The sequence below is a fragment of the Massilia sp. Root418 genome, from assembly GCF_001425265.1.
Taxonomy (GTDB): domain Bacteria; phylum Pseudomonadota; class Gammaproteobacteria; order Burkholderiales; family Burkholderiaceae_D; genus Rugamonas.
The window spans coordinates 580,369-597,383 of the sequence record NZ_LMEC01000026.1 but is presented as its reverse complement, the minus strand read 5'-3'; the positions used below and the strand labels follow the sequence as shown (position 1 = coordinate 597,383).

Genomic DNA, 17,015 nt, shown 5'->3' with positions numbered 1-17,015 from the left:
ACCATAGCTCGGGTCTGCCGACTGGCGCCACGGAGCTATCATGATGCGACGTACCTGGCTGTTCCTGACCGACTCCCGCAATCTCACCATTGCGGGCTTCCTCGCCGTGGCGGCGCTGTTCTACCTCGGCGCTGAATTGCTGGAGCTGGCATTGATCTGGGCGGTGGCTGCGATGGCGGTGGCCTGCGCCGCCTGGCTGCTGGTGCGCTGGCTCAGGCGCCGCCATGCGGCGCGCGCCGCCGCCGGCTTGGCGGCTGCCATGGCGCCCACCGAGGCCCCGGCGGCAACAGGCGGCGCCAGCCAGCACGAGGTGGAGGCGATCCGCAGCGGCATGATGAAGGCCATCGCCACCATCAAAGGCTCGAAGCTGGGCCGTATGCCGGGTTCGCGCGCGCTGTACGAGCTGCCCTGGTACATGATCATCGGGAATCCGTCTGCGGGGAAGAGCAGCGCCATCAGCAACTCCGGACTGCAATTTCCATTTGCGGATGCGCGCGTGGTGCACGGCGTGGGCGGCACCCGCAACTGCGACTGGTTTTTCACGGCCGACGGCATCGTGCTGGATACCGCAGGCCGCTATTCCGTGGAGGACGAACACCTGGACGAATGGCGCGGTTTCCTGGCCTTGCTGAAGAAGTACCGCAAGCGCGCCCCGGTGAACGGCATCATCGTCGCCGTCAGCATCGCCGAGTTGCGCAGCGATCCGGACGGCGCGCTCAAGCTGGCGCGCAGCCTGCGCAAGCGCGTGCAGGACCTGATCGAACGCCTGGAAGTGTTTGCGCCGGTCTATGTGGTGTTCACCAAGGCCGACCTGATAGCGGGCTTCGGCGACTTCTTCTGCCAGTGCGAGCGCAGCGAGCGCGAACGCGTGTGGGGCGCCACCATGCCGTACAAGCGCAAGGCCGGCAGCGAGGAACTGCTGGCCTTTTTCGACCAGGGCTTCGACGAGCTGCACGCCGGCCTGGTGGAAATGAGCATGGCCAACATGGCGCAGCCGCGCCGCACGCGCATGGCGCCCGGCGTGTTCACCTTTCCGATGGAGTTCGCTTCCATGCGCGCGCCACTGCGGGCCTTTCTGGCCACACTGTTTGAAGAGAACCCCTTCCAGTTCAAGCCGGTGTTCCGGGGCTTTTACTTCACCAGCGCCCTGCAGGAGGGGCAGCCGGTCAGCGCCCAATCGCAGCGCATCGCGGAGCGCTTCGAACTGGCGCTCAAGCCTGAACAGGAAGCGCAGCCCATGCCGTATGGGACGGCCGGCGGCTACTTCCTGCTCAAATTGTTCCGCGACGTGATTTTCGCCGACAAGGCGCTGGTGTCGCAATATTCCAGCCGCGCCAGCGCGCGGCTGCGGTATGCGGCCTTCCTTGGCGCCGTGCTGCTGCTGGGCGGGGTGCTGGCCGGCTGGACCTGGTCGTACATGGGCAACCGCCAGCTGGCGGCCAATGTGCAGGCGGACCTGGACAAGGTTGTGAAGCTGCAGGACAAGCGGCTGGACTTGCAATCGCGCCTCGAAGCGCTGGAGATTCTGCAGGACCGCATCGAGCAGCTGGAGAAGTTCGGGCGCGACCGTCCCTGGTCGCTCGGCATGGGTTTGTACCAGGGCGCCCTGCTGGAGCGTAAGCTGCGCGAGGAATACTATGCAGGCGTCAAAGAGGTGATGGTCAAGCCGGTAGCGGCCAGCCTGGAGGCGCTGCTGTTCGGGATGAACGCCAATGCGGAGCAGCTCGCGGCGCCCGGCGCCGCGTCCGGTCCGGCACCCGGCGCCGCACCCGCTGCGGCGCGTCAATACGCCGACGCCAACCCGCTCAACGTGGAAGACGCCTACAACGCGCTCAAGACCTACCTGATGCTGGCCGACACCTCGCGCGCTGAGACGGGCCACCTGAACGACCAGCTCACGCGCTACTGGCGCGGCTGGCTGGACACGAACCGGGGCGCCATGCCGCGCGAGCAGATGATACGCAGCGCGGAGCGCCTGCTGACCTACTACCTGGCACAGTCTGGCGATCCGTCGTGGCCGCGCATCGAGCAGAAGCTCGCCATGGTGGATCAGGCGCGCGAAAACCTGCGCCGCGTGGTGCGCGGCATGCCTGCGCGCGACCGGGTGTACGCCGACATCAAGGCGCGCGCCGGCACGCGCTTCGCGGCCATGACGGTGGTGCGCATCGTCGGCGAGCAGGACCAGGCGCTGATGGCGGGCAGCTACGCCATCCCCGGCGCGTTCACGCGCGAGGCATGGGAAAAGTACATCCAGGGCGCCTTCCGCGATGCCGCCAGCCGCGAGCTGCAAAGCACGGACTGGGTACTGAAAACAGCCAGCAAGGACGACCTGACGCTGGAAGGCAGCCCCGAGCAGATCCAGAAGAACCTGGTGGAGATGTACAAGGCCGACTATGCAAAAGAATGGCAGAAGTTCGTGCAGGGCGTGGCGGTGACGGACCTGGGCGGCTTCAATGGCGCAGTAGCGGCCATGAACCGCCTGGGCGATCCGCAGTCCTCGCCCATCATCAAACTGCTCGACACCATCAACGACCAGACTTCCTGGGACAACCCCACACTGGCCAACGCCGAAGCCCAGAAGGCGCAGCGCGGCTTTACAGACTGGATCAAGCACACCCTGCTGCGCCGTTCGCCGGCGCCGGTTACCGTGCAACTGGATGCCGCGCGCTTCGAGCGGCCCATGGGGGCGGTGGGGCGCGAGTTCGCGGCCGTGGCCAAGCTGGTCGCCGCCAAGGACAAGGACGCGACCCTGCTGCGCGGCTATATGGATACGCTGTCGCGCCTGCGCACCCGCCTGAACATGCTGAAGAACCAGGGCGACCCCGGCCCCGGCGCGCGCCAGTTCATGCAGCAGACGCTGGAAGGGAGCGGCTCCGAACTGGCGGACGCGCTGCGCTTCGTGGACGAGCAGATGCTGACCGGGATGAGCGACAGCCAGAAGCGCGCGATCCGGCCCATCCTGGTGCGTCCGCTGATGCAGACCTTTGCGGTCATCATCGGCCCGGCCGAGGCGGAGATCAACAAGACCTGGCTGGCGCAGGTGTACGAGCCGTTCCAGCGCACGCTGGCGGCGAAATACCCGTTCTCGCCGGCCGCGAAGATAGAGGCGAGCAGCGTGGAGATCGGCCAGTTCTTCGGCCCGGAAGGGCTGGTGGCCAAATTTGTCACCACGTCCATGGGGCCGCTGGTGGTGCGGCGCGGCGACGTGCTGGCGCCGCGCACCTGGGCCGACATGGGCATTGCCCTGTCCCCGCAGGCGGTGGCGCGCTTCCCCGGCTGGGTCGCGCCGTTGGGCGCAGGCGGCATCGCCACCGCGTCCGCCGCCGCGCAGACCGTATTCCAGATCCAGCCGCTGCCCGCGCCGGGGACATTGGAATACACGGTGGAGATAGATGGCCAGCAGCTGCGCTACCGGAACGCGCCGGCGCAATGGACCAGCATGGTCCATCCCAGCCCGCAAGGCGTGCCGGGGGCGCGTATTACCGCGGTGGCCTTCGACGGCCGCAGCGTGGAACTGTTCAACGAGCCGGGGCAGTTCGGCCTGAAGCGCATGATTGACGCGGCCGCGCGCAAGCGCAAGGAGGAGGGGGTGCATGAACTGCGCTGGACCAGCGGCGGCATCAGCGTGGCGCTGGAGCTGAAGATCACCAGCAGTCCCGAGGCCAGCGGCGGCGAAGGCGCGCCGCAGGATGCGGGATTCCGTGGCATGAAACTGCCGGAAGCCATAGTCGGCGGCGCGGCGCCTGCCGCACCGGCCGCACCGGCCGCCTTGGCCGCGCTGCCGCCGGGAGTGGCGCGATGAGCCGCGCAGGGATGGGCGCCATGCCCCAGCTGGCCAAAGTGGGCTACTTCGGTAAAATCCCCGCGCGCAGCGACTTTATCAAGGCCGGCGACAACCACGCGCTGACCGAGCTGCTGGACGGCTGGCTGGCCGACACCATGACCGGGCTCACGGCGGAGCCGCGCTGGAAGCAGCACTACGACGCCATGCGCCCCTTGCACTTCGCCTTCGTCGGTACGCGCAGCCGGCACGCAGTGGCCGGCCACCTGCTGGCCAGCAGCGACCAGTCGCAGCGGCGTTTTCCCTTCCTGGCCATGGGCATGCTGGAGATCGATGATCCCGGCAGCTTCCTGCGGCACTGCCCTATTGTGCTGGCGCCGCTCTGGGCCGCGCTGGCCGGCGGCGCGGCTGCGGCGGCACAGTCCATGCATCCGGCGCCCCATCTGCATGCCCTGTCCAGCATGGCGCTGGAGGCCGAACCGCACGCTGCGGCGCACGCCGCCGCGCTGGACGGCTTCCTCGGCAGTACCACGCTGGGCGGACTCGAAGCCATGCTGGCGCAGGAGGGCTGCCGCGTGTCGGCGCGCCGGCTGATACTGGCGCTTGGCCTGCTGCTGCAGCCTTTCGGCTGGAGCGGTAGCACGCGGCTGGACCGCAGCCTGGCACTGCCGTTGCCGCGTGATCCCCGGCACCGGCCCGCTGCTGCAGCGTTGTGGCTATCGCTGGCCGAGCCCTTTCTGCGCCAGGCCGACATCGAGCTGGCGCTGCTGGTGTGCGAGCAGGCCGGCAGGCCCACGCTGGTGCTTGGTTTTGCCGGTGCCTCGCCGGCCACCTTGCGCGGCGTGATCGACCCCCAGTACGCGGGCGGGCAGCAGATCACCTTCGACAGCACCGGCTGGGTGGACGACATGATCGCCGGCGAGCATAAGGTGCTGCGCCTGTCGGCCTGCCTGGAACAGGAGCGGCTCACGCTGCAATCGGCCTGCACGCTGTTTCACGAAACCTTCGTCTGAGGAGCAAGCCATGCGTAATCTCTGTGCTGCATTGCTGTGTGGCGCCGCCGTTGTGGCGCGCGCGCAGATTCCGCTGCCGGCCTCGCCCAGGCCCGGGCAGGTGGTTGTCACCGGCACCGTTCCCGACGAAGCTAGCAAGGCAGCCATGCTGCAGCGCCTGCGCGAGCTGTACGGCGCGGAGCGCGTGGTGGACCAGATCGCCATCGGCGCGGTGGCGCTGCCACCCAACTGGAGCGGCTACGTGCAAAAGCTGATCGGTCCTAACCTCAAGCTGATCAGCAAGGGCGAACTGAAAGTGGACGGCAACAACGTCACGCTGCGCGGCGAGGTGGCCAACGAAGCGCTGCGCCAGCAGATCGCCAGCGATGCCGCCACCAGTCTCAATCCCACCTACACGGTCAACAACGGCCTGCGCGTGAGCGCGGCCGAGCAGGAACTGCTGGACGCCACGCTGGCCAGGCGCATCATCGAATTCGAGAGCGGGCAAGCGGCGATTAGGCAGTCCGGCAAGGACATCCTGGACGAGATGGCCGGCGCGCTGCAGAAGGTGAGGGGCAAGAAGGTGGAAGTGATCGGGCACACGGACAACGTCGGCCTGCGCGAGAGCAATGTGGCGCTCAGCCTGGCGCGCGCGGAAGCGGTGCGAACCTACCTGGCGCAGAAAGGCATCAGCCCGGACATGATCTCGGTGTCAGGCCAGGGCCCGGACCGGCCGGTGGCGGACAATGCGGCCAGCGACGGCCGCGCGCGCAACCGCCGCATCGAATTCCGCATTGCGCAGTAGCGCGCCGTCACGGCAACGTGATGGTCAGGCTGGCCGGGCGCGGCGCCAGCTTCACCAGGTCCGCATAGGCGGCCATGCCTTGCCGGGTGGCGCTGTCCAGCGACGACTTCATGCCGATGTAGACGCACAGCGCCGCCAGCGCGAACACTGCCGAAAGCATCCATAGCGGCACGCCGCTGCGCAGCTTGTGCGCCACCTGGTCCGGCCGTTCCGCGCGCGGCGCGAAGCCGCGGCTCCTGCCCTTGATGTGCGCGATCTCGTCGCCCAGGCGCGTGGTCAGGCAGGCCAGCTTGTCGCTGCTGTCGAGCGCATACTTGCCCTTGAAGCCGAGCAGCAGGCACAGATGGAATACCTGCAGCGCCTGCAACCGCGCGCCACCTTTGCCGCGCAGTTCCTCCAGCCGGTCGAAGAAGTGCTCGCCGGCCAGCTGGTCGCCGAACACGGTAAGCTGCAGCGGGCGCCGCTCCCACGGCTCTCGGATCGGGAAGTCCGAGGCCAGGATGATCTCGTCCAGCGCAGCGCAGAAGGCGTACTTGGCCGCTTCGATATCGTCGCCGTGGGCGCGCAAGCGTCGCGCTTCGCTTTCGAACCCGGCCAGGAACTGCGACACCTTTTCCGCAAATTCGTGTTCGCCTGGCGGGGCGGAGCCGTTCTTCAGCATGAACAGCACGTGGAAGCCCTCGTGCATCAGGTCCACCAGGGATTCGATGCGCGGACCGGCCGAGGGACCCGCCGCGCGGTTGCCGAACAGGCTAGGCGCGGCACGCCGTTCGATCTGCTCGCTCATGGCGCCACCGCCATGAGTTCAAGTCGCAGGTCGGGCATGCCGGCGGGGACGTAGATGGAGATCGATCCGGCACTGAGCATCTGCTCATACAGCGCGCCGGTTTGCTCCAGTATGAAATAGCAGGTGCAGCCGGCGCCGGCCGGCGTGGGCGCGCCGGCCGGCGCCTGGGGCACAAGCGCCAGTTTCACGCCCGCCATGGCGAACTGCACGCAGCGTTCCACGTCCTCCGGTGCCCCGGCCTTGACGCGCAGCGGCGCTATCGCCGCAAGCTCCGGCTGCGGCATGGCCGCGCCGACGGCCAGGTAGAGCGTGGCCCCGTGGCCGATCCGCGCCGGGTCCAGCGCTGCCCTGTAGTAGCCGGGCCTTTCTTCCGTCAGGGCCACCGGCAGGCAGCGCGGCGCGATGGCTGCGTCCAGCTGCTTGCGGACGATGCCGCCCAGCTGTTCCAGGCAGGTGCCGGGCTGCTCGTGCTGGTAGGACGGCAGGCTGGGCGTTACGCCGCCCCTGGAGTAAGGCATCAGCGTTCCCGCCAGCGCCAGCAGCGTCTCGAACAGGCGCTCGGGATGCAGGGCAGGGTGCTTCAGGTAGTGCGTCAGCGTCGCGCCGGCGGCGCTCATGGTCTGCAGCAGGGAGAAGGCCGGGGCATCGCCGCCCGTGCCGCTGCCAGGGTCGCGCATGCGGGCTTGCAGCGCCCCCGCCTTCGCCTGCAGCGCAATCACCAGGCGCTCGAGCTGCGCCTTCAGGCGCGGCGCGCCTGCAACCGACAGGCTGGGTGGCACAAACGAGGGCTCGGGCTCGAAGACGCCGGCTGCGCTGCGGCGCAGCCGCAACAGCGGGAAGCATTCGTAGCCGCTGTGCGTTTCCAGGTTCGACAGCAGCCGCACAGCCTTGCGCGTACCGCCGGCCTGGTCCGGCGCATCGGCGCTGTTCTCTTGTGCCTGCAGGGGCAGGGCGGCGTAGTAGGTCACTTCGCTCAGGCCGGAAGGCAGCGTGTCGAGGTCCACCGGCGGCGGTAGTGTATCGTAGCCAGGGGCGTCGCACAGGCTGCCATCGCGGAAGATGGCGCACAGCCCTTGCAGGCGCAGCCTTCCGGCCTGCAGCGCCGCCGCGTCCCACTGCACCGCCTGCACACCCCATAAATACGGCTGCAGCGTTTGCGCGGTGAGTTGCAGACGCATGGCGCGGTGGGACAGGCTATCGATGTACGGCTTACTCATGGTGCGCTCCGGCGTTGTGAAAATTTCGCACATGGTAAGACTTGCCCAATAGTGTACATAACGATATATTTTGGCTTTTCTTGCTAATTTCATTCACAAGCGACATGCGTCTGCCCTCCTTTCAGCAACTGCGCGCCTTCGAGGCGGCCGCCAGGCACGAGAATTTTTCGCGCGCGGCCGATGAACTGCACTTGACCCACGGCGCCATCAGCCACCAGGTGCGGGCGCTTGAGCAAGAGCTGGGCGCCCCGCTGTTCGTGCGCCACGGCCGCAACGTGAAAGTGACGCCGGACGGCCTGAAGTTCGCGCAGGTGCTGGCGCGTGCTTTTAACGATATCGCCGCCGGCGCGGAAGCGCTGCGGCCTGACCGGGGCTCCTTGCGGCTGACGGTATCGTCCATCCCGTCCTTCGCCGCCCACTGGCTGGCTCCCCGGCTGGGGCGCTTCATCGAACGCCATCCGGACGTGGAGGTGCAGCTGCTGGCCAGCGGACAGCTGCAGGACCTGGAGCGGGAAGCGATTGACGTGGGTATCCGCTTCGGGCGCGGCCAGTATCCTGGGATGGTGGTGGACCGCATGATGGGCGATATGTATTTTCCCGCCGCCAGCCCGAATTACCGCGGTGGTGCGCTGCCGGCCACGCCGGCCGATCTGGCACACGCTACCTTGCTGCGCTCGAACGAGCCGTGGCAGCCGTGGTTCCGTGCTGCCGGACTGAATTTGCCCGAGCCTGCAGGTGGTGTGATGTTCGAGGACTTGTCCATGCTGATGCGCGCGGCCATGGACGGCGAGGGCGTAGCCCTGGTGCGGCATGTGGTGGCGACGCAGAAGATCGCCGACGGCAAGCTGGTACGGCTGTTCGATATCGGCGCGCCCAGCCTGAGCGACTATTATTTCGTCAGCCCGCCCAGCGCGGCGGCCAAGCCGCAGGTGCGCGCCTTCCGCGCCTGGATGCAGGAAGAGATGACCCTGTTCGCGGCCCAGCTCAGGCGCAGCTGAGGTTCGCGCGGCGGAGCGGCCGGCATTCATGCCGTCACCGCAATCAGTTCCAGGCGCAGCTCGCGGATGCCGGCCGGGACATAGATGGAGATCGACTGCGCTTTCAGCATCTGCTCGTACAGCACGCCTTTGTTTTCCAGCACGAAGTAACAGGTGTCGGGCCGCACCGGGATGGCGGCCGGCACTTGCGGCGCGTGGGACAGCTTCACGCCCGGCATGGCCGACAGCACGCATTGGTCCACGTCGTCCGGGGCGCCGGCCTTGATGCGCAGCGGCGCCACTTCCACCAATTCCAGCGCCGGCATGGCCGCGCCGATGGCGAGGTAGAGGGTGGTCTTGTGGTCGATCTTGCCGGAGTCCAGTTTGCCGCGGTGGTAGCAAGGCTTTTCCTCGCTGAGCGCAATGGCGAAGTAGCGCGCCGAAATCACCGTATCCAGCAGCTCGCGCACGATGGCGTCGAGCTGCGCGAAGCAGTGGCCGGGCTGCTCATGGTGGTAGGACGGCAGGCTGGCCAGCGAGTAGGCCTTGGAATAGGTCATCAGCGCGCCGGCCAGTCCCAGCATGGCCTCAAACAGGCGCTCGGGGTGCAGTGCCGGATGGCGCAGGTAGTGCATCAGCGTGGCGCTGGCGGTGCTGACGGTATGCAGCAGCCAGAACGCGGACACGTCGCCGGAACGGAACTCAATCACGTTGCGGCTCGGTTCGCGCATGTGGCCTTGCAGCGCGTTGACCTTGGCCTGCAGCGCGTCCATCAGCTGTTCAAGCTGGATCCGCAGGCGCGGCGCGCTCGCCACGGACAGGCTGGGCGGAATGAACGCGGGGTCGGGCTCGAAGCCGCCCGAGACGATGCGGCGCAGCCGTATCAGCGGGAAGCATTCGTAGCCGCCGCGCGGCTCCTGGTCCGATACCAGCCGCACCGCCTTGCGCAGATAGCTCAATTCGGCCGGCGCAGCCTGCGTGTAAATGTCCGCCGTGGTGCGCTCGGCCTGGGCGTAGCGCGCTGCATGGTGCTGTGCGCCGGGCGGCGCGCAGTTGCTGCTGTCCGGCGCCAGCGTGGGCAGGGCGGCGTAATAGGTCACTTCCTGCACGCTGGCGGGCAGCGCGCCCAGGTCCACCGCCGGCGGCAGCGGGTCGCCGGCCGGCGCATCGCTCAACTCTCCGTCGCGGAAGATCGCCGACAGCGCGTGCAGGCGCAGCACGTTCGCCTGCAGCGCCGGCATGTCCCACTCCACCGCCAAAACGCCCCACAGGTAGGGCTGCAATGCCCGCGCGGTCAGCTGCAGGCGCGTTTCATGGTAGCGGTCCTGCTGCTGGAAGTGCTGCGGGCGCAGGAACAAGCCCTCGCCCCAAAGTACCTTTGCCGCTGTGCTCATACATTCTCCCGGTGTGTTGTCAGGGCTGGCAGCGCGTGCCTGCCAGGGGCTGGCCCTGCACGCTGAGTGCGCAGGCATGCAGGCCAATGGTTATGCCGCTTTTCTCTGCGTCGGCGGCGGAGAACGCGGCGCGCCAGCGCTGCGGCGCCGGCTTGCGGAACAGCGCCACCACGCCGATGTGTGCTGCTTCCCGGCTGACGCTTTCCACGGCCTCGTAGCGCTGGCCCGGTATCAGTTGCACCTCCTTCACCTCCACCAGGTCGGCGCCCAGCAGTTCGCGTTCGGTCTGCGCATTGAGAAATCCGGTGTAGCTGGCACGCTCGAAGGCCGCGCGCTGGCGCAGCTTGTAGATGCGCGCGGAGAGCGCCAGTGGCTGGCCGTCCGCGCCCGCGTTCAGGTTGCCGCTGGCGTGCAGCCGGATCGCAACCTGGCGTGGTGGCTTCTGCAGCTCCGGCAGTTCCGGTGGCTTGCGCAGCCCAGCCAGTTCCAGGGCTGCGCTGGCGATGCCGCCGGCGGCGCAGCCGGAGAGGACGGCGGCTGCCAGGGTGACGCTTGCTGCTGCTGCTGCTGCTGCGGTGTGCTTCATGGCGGCGTCCTTGAAGGGTGGCTGGCGTGGAGTTCGTCCATTAAAGCCAAGCGCCGCATGCCTGTGTTTGAGGCGGCGCAAGCCGCGCGGCGGGGTTCCGTCCGGGCGAACGGGGCCTTTGCGGTATCGCAATCGACGTGGCAATTCTTGCCTCAATAATGGCCTCCACCGCACCGAAGGAGACCCCATGAAGCCCGGAACACTTTTCCCCAGCCTTGCCTGCGCGCTGCTGCTGTCTGCCTGCGCGACCGACGGACCGCTCGTGCGGCCCGAAAAATCCAATGCCGCCACGCTGGACAGCGCCATGGCCGAAGCGAGCCGGGTGGCCGCGTCCGGCCAGCAGGACAAGGCGCTGGGCCTGTTGCGCGCCGCGGCCGGCAGCTATCCCGCCGAGAAGGCGCCGTGGCTCTCGATGGCGCAGATGAAGTTCGACCGCGCCAGCTACGGCGAAGCGATCCTCCATGCGCAGGAAGCCTTGCAGCGCGACCCCACCGACCAGGTGGGCAACAGTATCATCGCCGTGAGCGGCTTGCGCCTGTCCACCAAGGCACTGGCGGACCTGAGCCAGCAGAACAACCTGAGCGGCTCGCTGCGCACCGAGGCCAGGGAGCTGGCGCGCGTGCTGCGCACCAGCATCGGCGAAGAAGTGCTGGTGCCGGTGGCCGCCACGCCCAAGCCGCCGCGTGCACGCACGGCGCCGGCCGCCAGGGCCGGCACGGCTTCATCCTCGTCCTCGTCCGCCGATCCATTCGGCTCGCTCAAACAACCCTGAAGGAGACCAAGATGGCCAGTGGCGACAGCGTCCAGAAACGGCTGGGCAAGGTGCGCGCACCGCGCGTGCAAATGAGTTACGACGTCGAGATCGGCGACGCGATGGAGAACAAGGAACTGCCCTTCGTGGTGGGCGTGGTAGGCGATTTCGGCGGCAACGCGGCGGCCGGGCAGAAGCGCCTGAAGGACCGCAAGTTCGTCAACGTCGACGGTGACAATTTCGACGAAGTACTGGCAGGCGTGGCGCCGGTGGCGCGCTTCCAGGTGGCCAACGAATTGGGACCGGCCGGCGGCGAGTTCCCGGTCGAGCTGCAGTTCCGTGCCATGGCCGACTTCCGTCCCGAGTCCGTGGTGCGCCAGGTGGCGCCGTTGAGCCGCCTGCTCGATGCGCGCAGCAAGCTGGCCGACCTGCGCAACAAGCTGGCCGGCAACGACAAGCTGGAAGATATCCTGACCAATGTGCTGAACAACACGGACCAGCTCAACAGCCTGGCCGCGCCTGCGGAAAAGGGGGAGTGACATGTCGGCACAACTGGAACGACTGGAACAAGCGCAGCAACTGGAGCCACTGCCGCCGGTGCCCGCCGGCGCCGGCCCCTCCACCAGCCTGCTCGACGAGATCGTGGAGCAAAGCAAGGTGGCCAAGTCCAGCGTGGAACATGAACGCGCCAAGGACATCATCGCCGAACTGGTGAACCAGGTCCTGGAAGGCAGCATGCCGGTGTCGCACAACCTGAGCGGCACGCTCGACGCGCGCGTGGCCGAACTGGATGCAATGATCTCCAGGCAGCTCAGCGCCATCATGCACGCCCCGGCCTTCCAGAAGCTGGAACAAAGCTGGACCGGCCTGCATTACCTGGTGAAGAACTCCGCCACCGGCCAGAACCTGAAGATCCGCATGCTCAATGCGACCAAGCGCGAACTGGTGAAAGACTTTCAGAGCGCGCTGGAGTTCGACCAGAGCACCATGTTCAAGAAAGTCTACGAGGAGGAATTCGGCACCTTCGGCGGCGCGCCTTACGCAGCCCTGCTCGGGGATTTCGAGATCTCGCGGCAGCCGGAAGACATGTACTTCATCGAGCAGATGTCGCACGTGGGCGCCGCCGCGCACGCGCCCTTCATCAGCGCGGCCTCGCCCGAATTGTTCGGGCTGGAGAGCTACGGGGAACTGGGCAAGCCGCGCGACCTGGCCAAGGTCTTCGACACGGTGGAATACGCCAAGTGGAAAGCCTTCCGCGAATCCGAAGACGCGCGCTACGTGGGCCTGACGCTGCCGCGCTTCCTGGGCCGCCTGCCGTTCAACCCGGTGGACGGCAATACCGTGGAAGGCTTCAATTTCGTGGAAGAGGTAGATGGAACCGACCACCACAAATACCTGTGGTGCAACGCCGCCTACGCTTTCGGCGCCAAGCTGACCAAGGCCTTCGGCGAGTACGGCTGGTGCGCTGCCATCCGCGGCGTGGAAGGTGGCGGCCTGGTCGACGACCTGCCCACCCACACCTTCAAGACCGACGAAGGCGAGGTGGCGCTCAAATGTCCCACCGAAGTGGCCATCACCGACCGCCGCGAGAAGGAATTGAGCGATCTCGGTTTCATCTCGCTGGTGCACTGCAAGAACACCGCTTACGCCGCCTTCTTCGGCGCGCAGTCGGCGCAGAAGGCACGCAAGTACAGCTCCGATGCGGCCAACGCCAACGCGGTGCTGTCATCGCAGCTGCAATACATCTTTGCCGTCTCGCGCATCGCCCACTACATGAAGGCCATGATGCGCGACAAGGTTGGCAGCTTCGCCGCGGCCTCCGGCGTGGAGGATTTCCTGAACCGCTGGCTGATGAAGTACGTGCTGCTGGACGATAACGCCAGCCAGGACCAGAAGGCGCGCTTCCCGCTGCGCGAAGCGTCGGTGCAGGTGCACGAGGTGCTGGGACGGCCCGGCGTGTACCGCGCCGTGTCCTTCCTGCGTCCGCATTTCCAGCTCGACGAACTCTCCGTTTCACTCCGACTGGTCGCGGAGTTGCCTCAACCGACCAACTACTAACCCTAACCTAGGAGCATGCAATGGCAATCGACGTCTACCTGTACATTGATGGCATCAAGGGCGAATCGGCGGATGACCGCCACAAAGACTGGATCGAGTGCAAATCGGTCAACTTCGGCGTCGAACAGCCCAAGTCCGCCACCGCCTCCACCGGCGGCGGCCACACGGCGGAACGCTGCGAGCACCGCGACATCGTCATCTCCAAGCTGGCCGACCTGGCCTCGCCCATCCTGCTGCAAACCTGCGCGGCCGGCCGCACCATCCCCAAGGCCAAGTTCGAATTCATGCGGGCCGACGCGCAAGGCGAGCGCGTGAAGTACTTCGAGATCGAGATCGAGAATGTACTGATCGGCGCGGTGGCGCCAGCGGTGGAGGAAGGCGACATCCTGACCGAGGAGGTGGGATTCAAGTTCTCCAAGGTGCGCTGGAAGTACACGCAGCAGAAGATCTCCGGCGGCGCCGGCGGCAACACCTCGGGCGGCTGGGACCTGTCCGCCAACCGCATCGCCTGATCCCTTAGTACGCAGCATGCCGCAGTGGAGGCCACTGCGGTATTTTTTTGAGAGGAGCAGCCATGAGCGGTTTTGTTCCCGGATTGATGGACCGCCTGCTCGGCGCGCGCAGCCAGGCAGCCGCGGGCTTCACCACGGCGCAATTGAAGGACGCCGTCGCGCGCGACCTGGAAGATCTGCTGAACACGCGCGCCGCGCTGCCCGAGGCGCTGCTGGCGGCCTACCCGGAGTGCGCGGCCTCCATCATCAACTACGGCCTGGTGGACTTCGCGGGCATGTGCCTGAGCAGCAGCGAAGACCGGGCCCGCATCTGCGCCAGCCTGAAGGCGGCCATCGAGCGTCACGAGCCGCGCCTGCGGCAGGTGCAGGCCCGCATTGAACAGCAGGCTGGCAGCATCAACCGGGTCAACTTCGTCATCAGCGGCGTGCTGGCGGTCTTTCCCGCATTTGAACCCGTCAATTTCGACGCCGTGCTGCAGCCTTCCACGCTGCACTACGCCATCCACCACAGCGGAGCACAGGCATGAGCATCAACCTGAAAACCCTGATTGCAAAACTGAACGACACCACGCGCCTGGCGGCCACCCGCGCCGCCAGCATCTGCGTCGGCCTGGGCCAATATGAAGTCGATGTCGAACACCTGTTCCTGGCGCTGCTGGAGCAGGAGCAGAGCGACTTCGTGCTGATCGCGCGCAAGTGCGGCATCAGCCTGGAGACGCTGGACGGCGACCTGCGCGGCGAGATCGCACGCTTCAAGACCGGCAGCGCGCGCACGCCGGTGTTTTCCAGGCATCTGCCGCTGCTGCTGGAGCACGCCTGGCTGATTGCCTCGCTGTCGCTGCCGCAGCCGGACCTGATACGCAGCGGCCATCTGCTGTTGGCATTGCTGACCGAACCGGACCTGTCGCAGCTGGCCGCGCGCGGCTCCAGGCTGTTCGCGCGCTTCCCCGTCGATGAGCTCAAGCACAACATGGACAAGTACACGCGCGGCTCGCAGGAGGAGCGCCGCGCCGGCGGCACGCAGCCGGAACAGGCCGGCGGCGACCGGGTGCAGCAGCTCGGCGTGAAGACCCCGGCGCTGGACCAGTACACCACCAGCCTCACGCAGCAGGCCCGCGAAGGCAGGCTCGATCCGGTGATCGGACGCGAAGCCGAGATCCGCCAGGCGATGGATATCCTGATGCGGCGGCGCCAGAACAACCCCATCCTGACTGGCGAGGCCGGCGTGGGCAAGACTGCCGTGGTGGAGGGGCTGGCGCTGCGCATTGTTGCGGGCGATGTGCCGCCGGTGCTGCGGGAGGTTGAGATCCGCGCGCTGGACATGGGCCTGCTGCAGGCCGGCGCCAGCGTCAAGGGCGAGTTCGAAAACCGCCTCAAGAACGTCATCGACGAGGTGCGCAAGAGCGCGCACGCCATCGTGCTGTTCATCGACGAGGCCCACACCATGATAGGCGCCGGCGGCCAGGCCGGGCAGAACGACGCGGCCAACCTGCTCAAGCCCGCGCTGGCGCGCGGCGAGCTGCGCACCATTGCCGCCACCACCTGGAGCGAGTACAAGAAGTACTTCGAGAAGGACGCCGCGCTGGCGCGCCGTTTCCAGGTGGTGAAGGTGGAAGAGCCGAGCGAGGAAATCGCCTGCGCCATGCTGCGCGCCATGGCGCCGCTGATGGAAAAGCACTTCGGCATCCGCATCAGCGACGACGCGGTGGTGACGGCGGTGAGCCTGTCGCACCGCTACATCAGCGGGCGCCAGCTGCCCGACAAGGCGGTCAGCGTGCTCGATACCGCCTGCGCGCGGGTGGCGCTGGGCCAGAGCGCGGCGCCACAGCTGGTGGAGCAGGCGCAGAAGCGGGTGGAACGCATCGGCTATGAAATCGCCGCGCTGGAGCGCGAGGATGCCGAGGGCTGCAAGGACGGCAGGCATGGCGCCCGCCTGCGCGAACTGCGGATGGCGCGCGAAACGCTGCAGCAGGAATACCGCAAGCACAGTGAGCGCTGGGAGCGCGAGAAGGCCCTGCACGCGGCCATGGCGGTGCAGCGCAACAGCTACCCGCCGGTGGGCGGCGGCGTCAGCATGGCGGCGCTGGAGGAAGAGCTGGCGGCCCTGCAGGGCAGCGAGCCCATGGTGCCGCAGCAGGTGGATGCCAACACGGTGGCCGGCATCGTCTCCGGCTGGACCGGGATCCCGCTCGGAAAAATGGTGCGCGACGAGATCCGCGCCGTGCGCAAGCTGGAGGATGCGCTGCAGGCGCGCATCCTCGGCCAGCAGCACGCCGTAGCAGCGGTGGCGCAGCGCGTGCGCACCGCGCGCGCCAACCTGGACGACCCGGACAAACCCAAAGGCGTGTTCCTGTTTGCCGGTCCATCCGGCGTGGGCAAAACCGAAATGGCGCTGGCGCTGGCGGACCTGCTGTACGGCGGCGAGCGCAAGCTCATTACCATCAACATGAGCGAATACCAGGAGGCGCACAGCGTCTCGGGCCTGAAAGGCTCGCCGCCCGGTTATGTGGGCTACGGCGAAGGCGGCGTGCTGACCGAGGCGGTGCGGCGCGCGCCTTACAGCGTGGTGCTGCTCGATGAAATAGAAAAGGCCCACCCGGACGTGGCCGAGCTGTTCTTCCAGGTGTTCGACAAGGGCGTGCTGGACGACGCCGAAGGGCGCGAGATCGACTTCCGCAACACCATCATCATTGCCACCTCCAACGTGGCCTCGGCTGCCATCATGCAGGCTTGCCTCAACAAGCCCGCCGCCGACAGGCCCGCGCCGGCGCAGCTGGAGCTGCTGGCCAGGCCGCAGCTGATGAAGCACTTCAAGCCGGCCCTCCTCGGGCGCATGCAGCTGGTCCCGTTCTACCCCATCGCCGACGAGGTGCTGGCGCGCATTATTGCGCTCAAGCTGGATCGCATCGGCCTGCGCATCCGCGCCAGCCACCGGGCTGAATTCAGCTACGACGACGCGGTGGTGGCGGCGGTATTGGCGCGCTGCACCGAGGTCGATTCCGGCGCGCGCAATGTGGACCACATCCTGAACGGCACCTTGCTGCCGGCGATCGCGGAGGCGGTGCTGGCGCGCATGGCCGACGGCGTGGCCATTTCCGCCATCAAGGCCGGCGTCAGCCGCCAGGGCCAGTTCAAGTACACCGTTAAGTAGAGGA

Annotated in this window: 14 protein-coding genes; 10 read left to right on the top strand and 4 right to left on the bottom strand. The window is 67.3% G+C overall.

What is annotated here, in order from left to right; genetic code table 11:
• The first annotated feature begins 43 nt into the window (after nt 1-43).
• The 3 genes from tssM to ASC94_RS31185 are packed head-to-tail and all read left to right on the top strand — an operon-like array spanning nt 44 to nt 5,578.
• Nucleotides 44-3,802 carry a type VI secretion system membrane subunit TssM gene (tssM, locus tag ASC94_RS31195; protein ID WP_056405483.1) on the top strand — a complete coding sequence of 1,253 codons (3,759 nt, stop codon included), beginning with the start codon at nt 44-46 and terminating at the stop codon, nt 3,800-3,802.
• Nucleotides 3,799-4,794 (top strand): type VI secretion system-associated protein TagF, encoded by a 996-nt coding sequence (gene tagF / locus ASC94_RS31190; protein WP_229417465.1) that lies wholly within the window; start codon nt 3,799-3,801, stop codon nt 4,792-4,794. Before tssM ends, tagF begins: the two co-directional genes overlap by 4 nt.
• Before the next feature lie 10 nt (nt 4,795-4,804).
• Entirely contained in the window at nt 4,805-5,578 is a 774-nt protein-coding gene (locus ASC94_RS31185; RefSeq protein WP_056405288.1) for an OmpA family protein, read from the top strand.
• 7 nt (nt 5,579-5,585) lie between these two features.
• On the opposite strand, the gene icmH is transcribed toward ASC94_RS31185, so the two are convergent.
• Nucleotides 5,586-6,365, bottom strand: coding sequence for a type IVB secretion system protein IcmH/DotU (gene icmH, locus ASC94_RS31180; protein ID WP_056405286.1), 780 nt, complete (start codon nt 6,363-6,365; stop codon nt 5,586-5,588).
• On the bottom strand, nt 6,362-7,582 hold the full coding sequence (gene tssK, locus ASC94_RS31175) for a type VI secretion system baseplate subunit TssK (RefSeq protein ID WP_162251466.1): 1,221 nt from the start codon (nt 7,580-7,582) through the stop codon (nt 6,362-6,364). Before tssK (ASC94_RS31175) ends, icmH begins: the two co-directional genes overlap by 4 nt.
• A gap of 104 nt (nt 7,583-7,686) precedes the next feature.
• Between tssK (ASC94_RS31175) and gcvA the strand changes: the two genes are divergently transcribed.
• On the top strand, nt 7,687-8,580 hold the full coding sequence (gcvA, locus tag ASC94_RS31170) for a transcriptional regulator GcvA (protein ID WP_056405282.1): 894 nt from the start codon (nt 7,687-7,689) through the stop codon (nt 8,578-8,580).
• Nucleotides 8,581-8,606: 26 nt separating this feature from the next.
• On the opposite strand, the gene tssK (ASC94_RS31165) is transcribed toward gcvA, so the two are convergent.
• Entirely contained in the window at nt 8,607-9,953 is a 1,347-nt protein-coding gene (gene tssK / locus ASC94_RS31165) for a type VI secretion system baseplate subunit TssK (RefSeq protein WP_056405280.1), read from the bottom strand.
• Nucleotides 9,954-9,972: 19 nt separating this feature from the next.
• Nucleotides 9,973-10,539 carry a type VI secretion system lipoprotein TssJ gene (gene tssJ / locus ASC94_RS31160; RefSeq protein ID WP_056405279.1) on the bottom strand — a complete coding sequence of 189 codons (567 nt, stop codon included), beginning with the start codon at nt 10,537-10,539 and terminating at the stop codon, nt 9,973-9,975.
• A gap of 187 nt (nt 10,540-10,726) precedes the next feature.
• Between tssJ and ASC94_RS31155 the strand changes: the two genes are divergently transcribed.
• From ASC94_RS31155 to tssH, 6 genes are all read left to right on the top strand, one after another.
• Nucleotides 10,727-11,311, top strand: a complete 585-nt coding sequence (locus ASC94_RS31155; protein WP_056405277.1) for a hypothetical protein — start codon at nt 10,727-10,729, stop codon at nt 11,309-11,311.
• Between the two features lie 11 nt (nt 11,312-11,322).
• Nucleotides 11,323-11,829 carry a type VI secretion system contractile sheath small subunit gene (gene tssB / locus ASC94_RS31150; protein ID WP_056405274.1) on the top strand — a complete coding sequence of 169 codons (507 nt, stop codon included), beginning with the start codon at nt 11,323-11,325 and terminating at the stop codon, nt 11,827-11,829.
• 1 nt (nt 11,830) lies between these two features.
• Nucleotides 11,831-13,348, top strand: coding sequence for a type VI secretion system contractile sheath large subunit (gene tssC / locus ASC94_RS31145; RefSeq protein WP_082616956.1), 1,518 nt, complete (start codon nt 11,831-11,833; stop codon nt 13,346-13,348).
• Between the two features lie 20 nt (nt 13,349-13,368).
• Nucleotides 13,369-13,860 carry a type VI secretion system tube protein Hcp gene (locus ASC94_RS31140; protein ID WP_056405272.1) on the top strand — a complete coding sequence of 164 codons (492 nt, stop codon included), beginning with the start codon at nt 13,369-13,371 and terminating at the stop codon, nt 13,858-13,860.
• A 62-nt stretch (nt 13,861-13,922) separates the two neighbouring features.
• Nucleotides 13,923-14,387 carry a type VI secretion system baseplate subunit TssE gene (gene tssE, locus ASC94_RS31135; RefSeq protein WP_056405270.1) on the top strand — a complete coding sequence of 155 codons (465 nt, stop codon included), beginning with the start codon at nt 13,923-13,925 and terminating at the stop codon, nt 14,385-14,387.
• Complete coding sequence (gene tssH / locus ASC94_RS31130) at nt 14,384-17,011, top strand: type VI secretion system ATPase TssH (protein ID WP_056405269.1); 2,628 nt, start codon at nt 14,384-14,386, stop codon at nt 17,009-17,011. Before tssE ends, tssH begins: the two co-directional genes overlap by 4 nt.
• Nucleotides 17,012-17,015 lie beyond the last annotated feature (4 nt).

Bases quoted from the DNA above. Each gene is read 5' to 3' on its own strand.
- tssM (WP_056405483.1), top strand. From the start codon at position 44: ATGCGACGTACCTGGCTGTTCCTGACCGACTCCCGCAATCTCACCATT.
- tagF (WP_229417465.1), top strand. From the start codon at position 3,799: ATGAGCCGCGCAGGGATGGGCGCCATGCCCCAGCTGGCCAAAGTGGGC.
- ASC94_RS31185 (WP_056405288.1), top strand. From the start codon at position 4,805: ATGCGTAATCTCTGTGCTGCATTGCTGTGTGGCGCCGCCGTTGTGGCG.
- icmH (WP_056405286.1), bottom strand. From the start codon at position 6,365: ATGAGCGAGCAGATCGAACGGCGTGCCGCGCCTAGCCTGTTCGGCAAC.
- tssK (WP_162251466.1), bottom strand. From the start codon at position 7,582: ATGAGTAAGCCGTACATCGATAGCCTGTCCCACCGCGCCATGCGTCTG.
- gcvA (WP_056405282.1), top strand. From the start codon at position 7,687: ATGCGTCTGCCCTCCTTTCAGCAACTGCGCGCCTTCGAGGCGGCCGCC.
- tssK (WP_056405280.1), bottom strand. From the start codon at position 9,953: ATGAGCACAGCGGCAAAGGTACTTTGGGGCGAGGGCTTGTTCCTGCGC.
- tssJ (WP_056405279.1), bottom strand. From the start codon at position 10,539: ATGAAGCACACCGCAGCAGCAGCAGCAGCAGCAAGCGTCACCCTGGCA.
- ASC94_RS31155 (WP_056405277.1), top strand. From the start codon at position 10,727: ATGAAGCCCGGAACACTTTTCCCCAGCCTTGCCTGCGCGCTGCTGCTG.
- tssB (WP_056405274.1), top strand. From the start codon at position 11,323: ATGGCCAGTGGCGACAGCGTCCAGAAACGGCTGGGCAAGGTGCGCGCA.
- tssC (WP_082616956.1), top strand. From the start codon at position 11,831: ATGTCGGCACAACTGGAACGACTGGAACAAGCGCAGCAACTGGAGCCA.
- ASC94_RS31140 (WP_056405272.1), top strand. From the start codon at position 13,369: ATGGCAATCGACGTCTACCTGTACATTGATGGCATCAAGGGCGAATCG.
- tssE (WP_056405270.1), top strand. From the start codon at position 13,923: ATGAGCGGTTTTGTTCCCGGATTGATGGACCGCCTGCTCGGCGCGCGC.
- tssH (WP_056405269.1), top strand. From the start codon at position 14,384: ATGAGCATCAACCTGAAAACCCTGATTGCAAAACTGAACGACACCACG.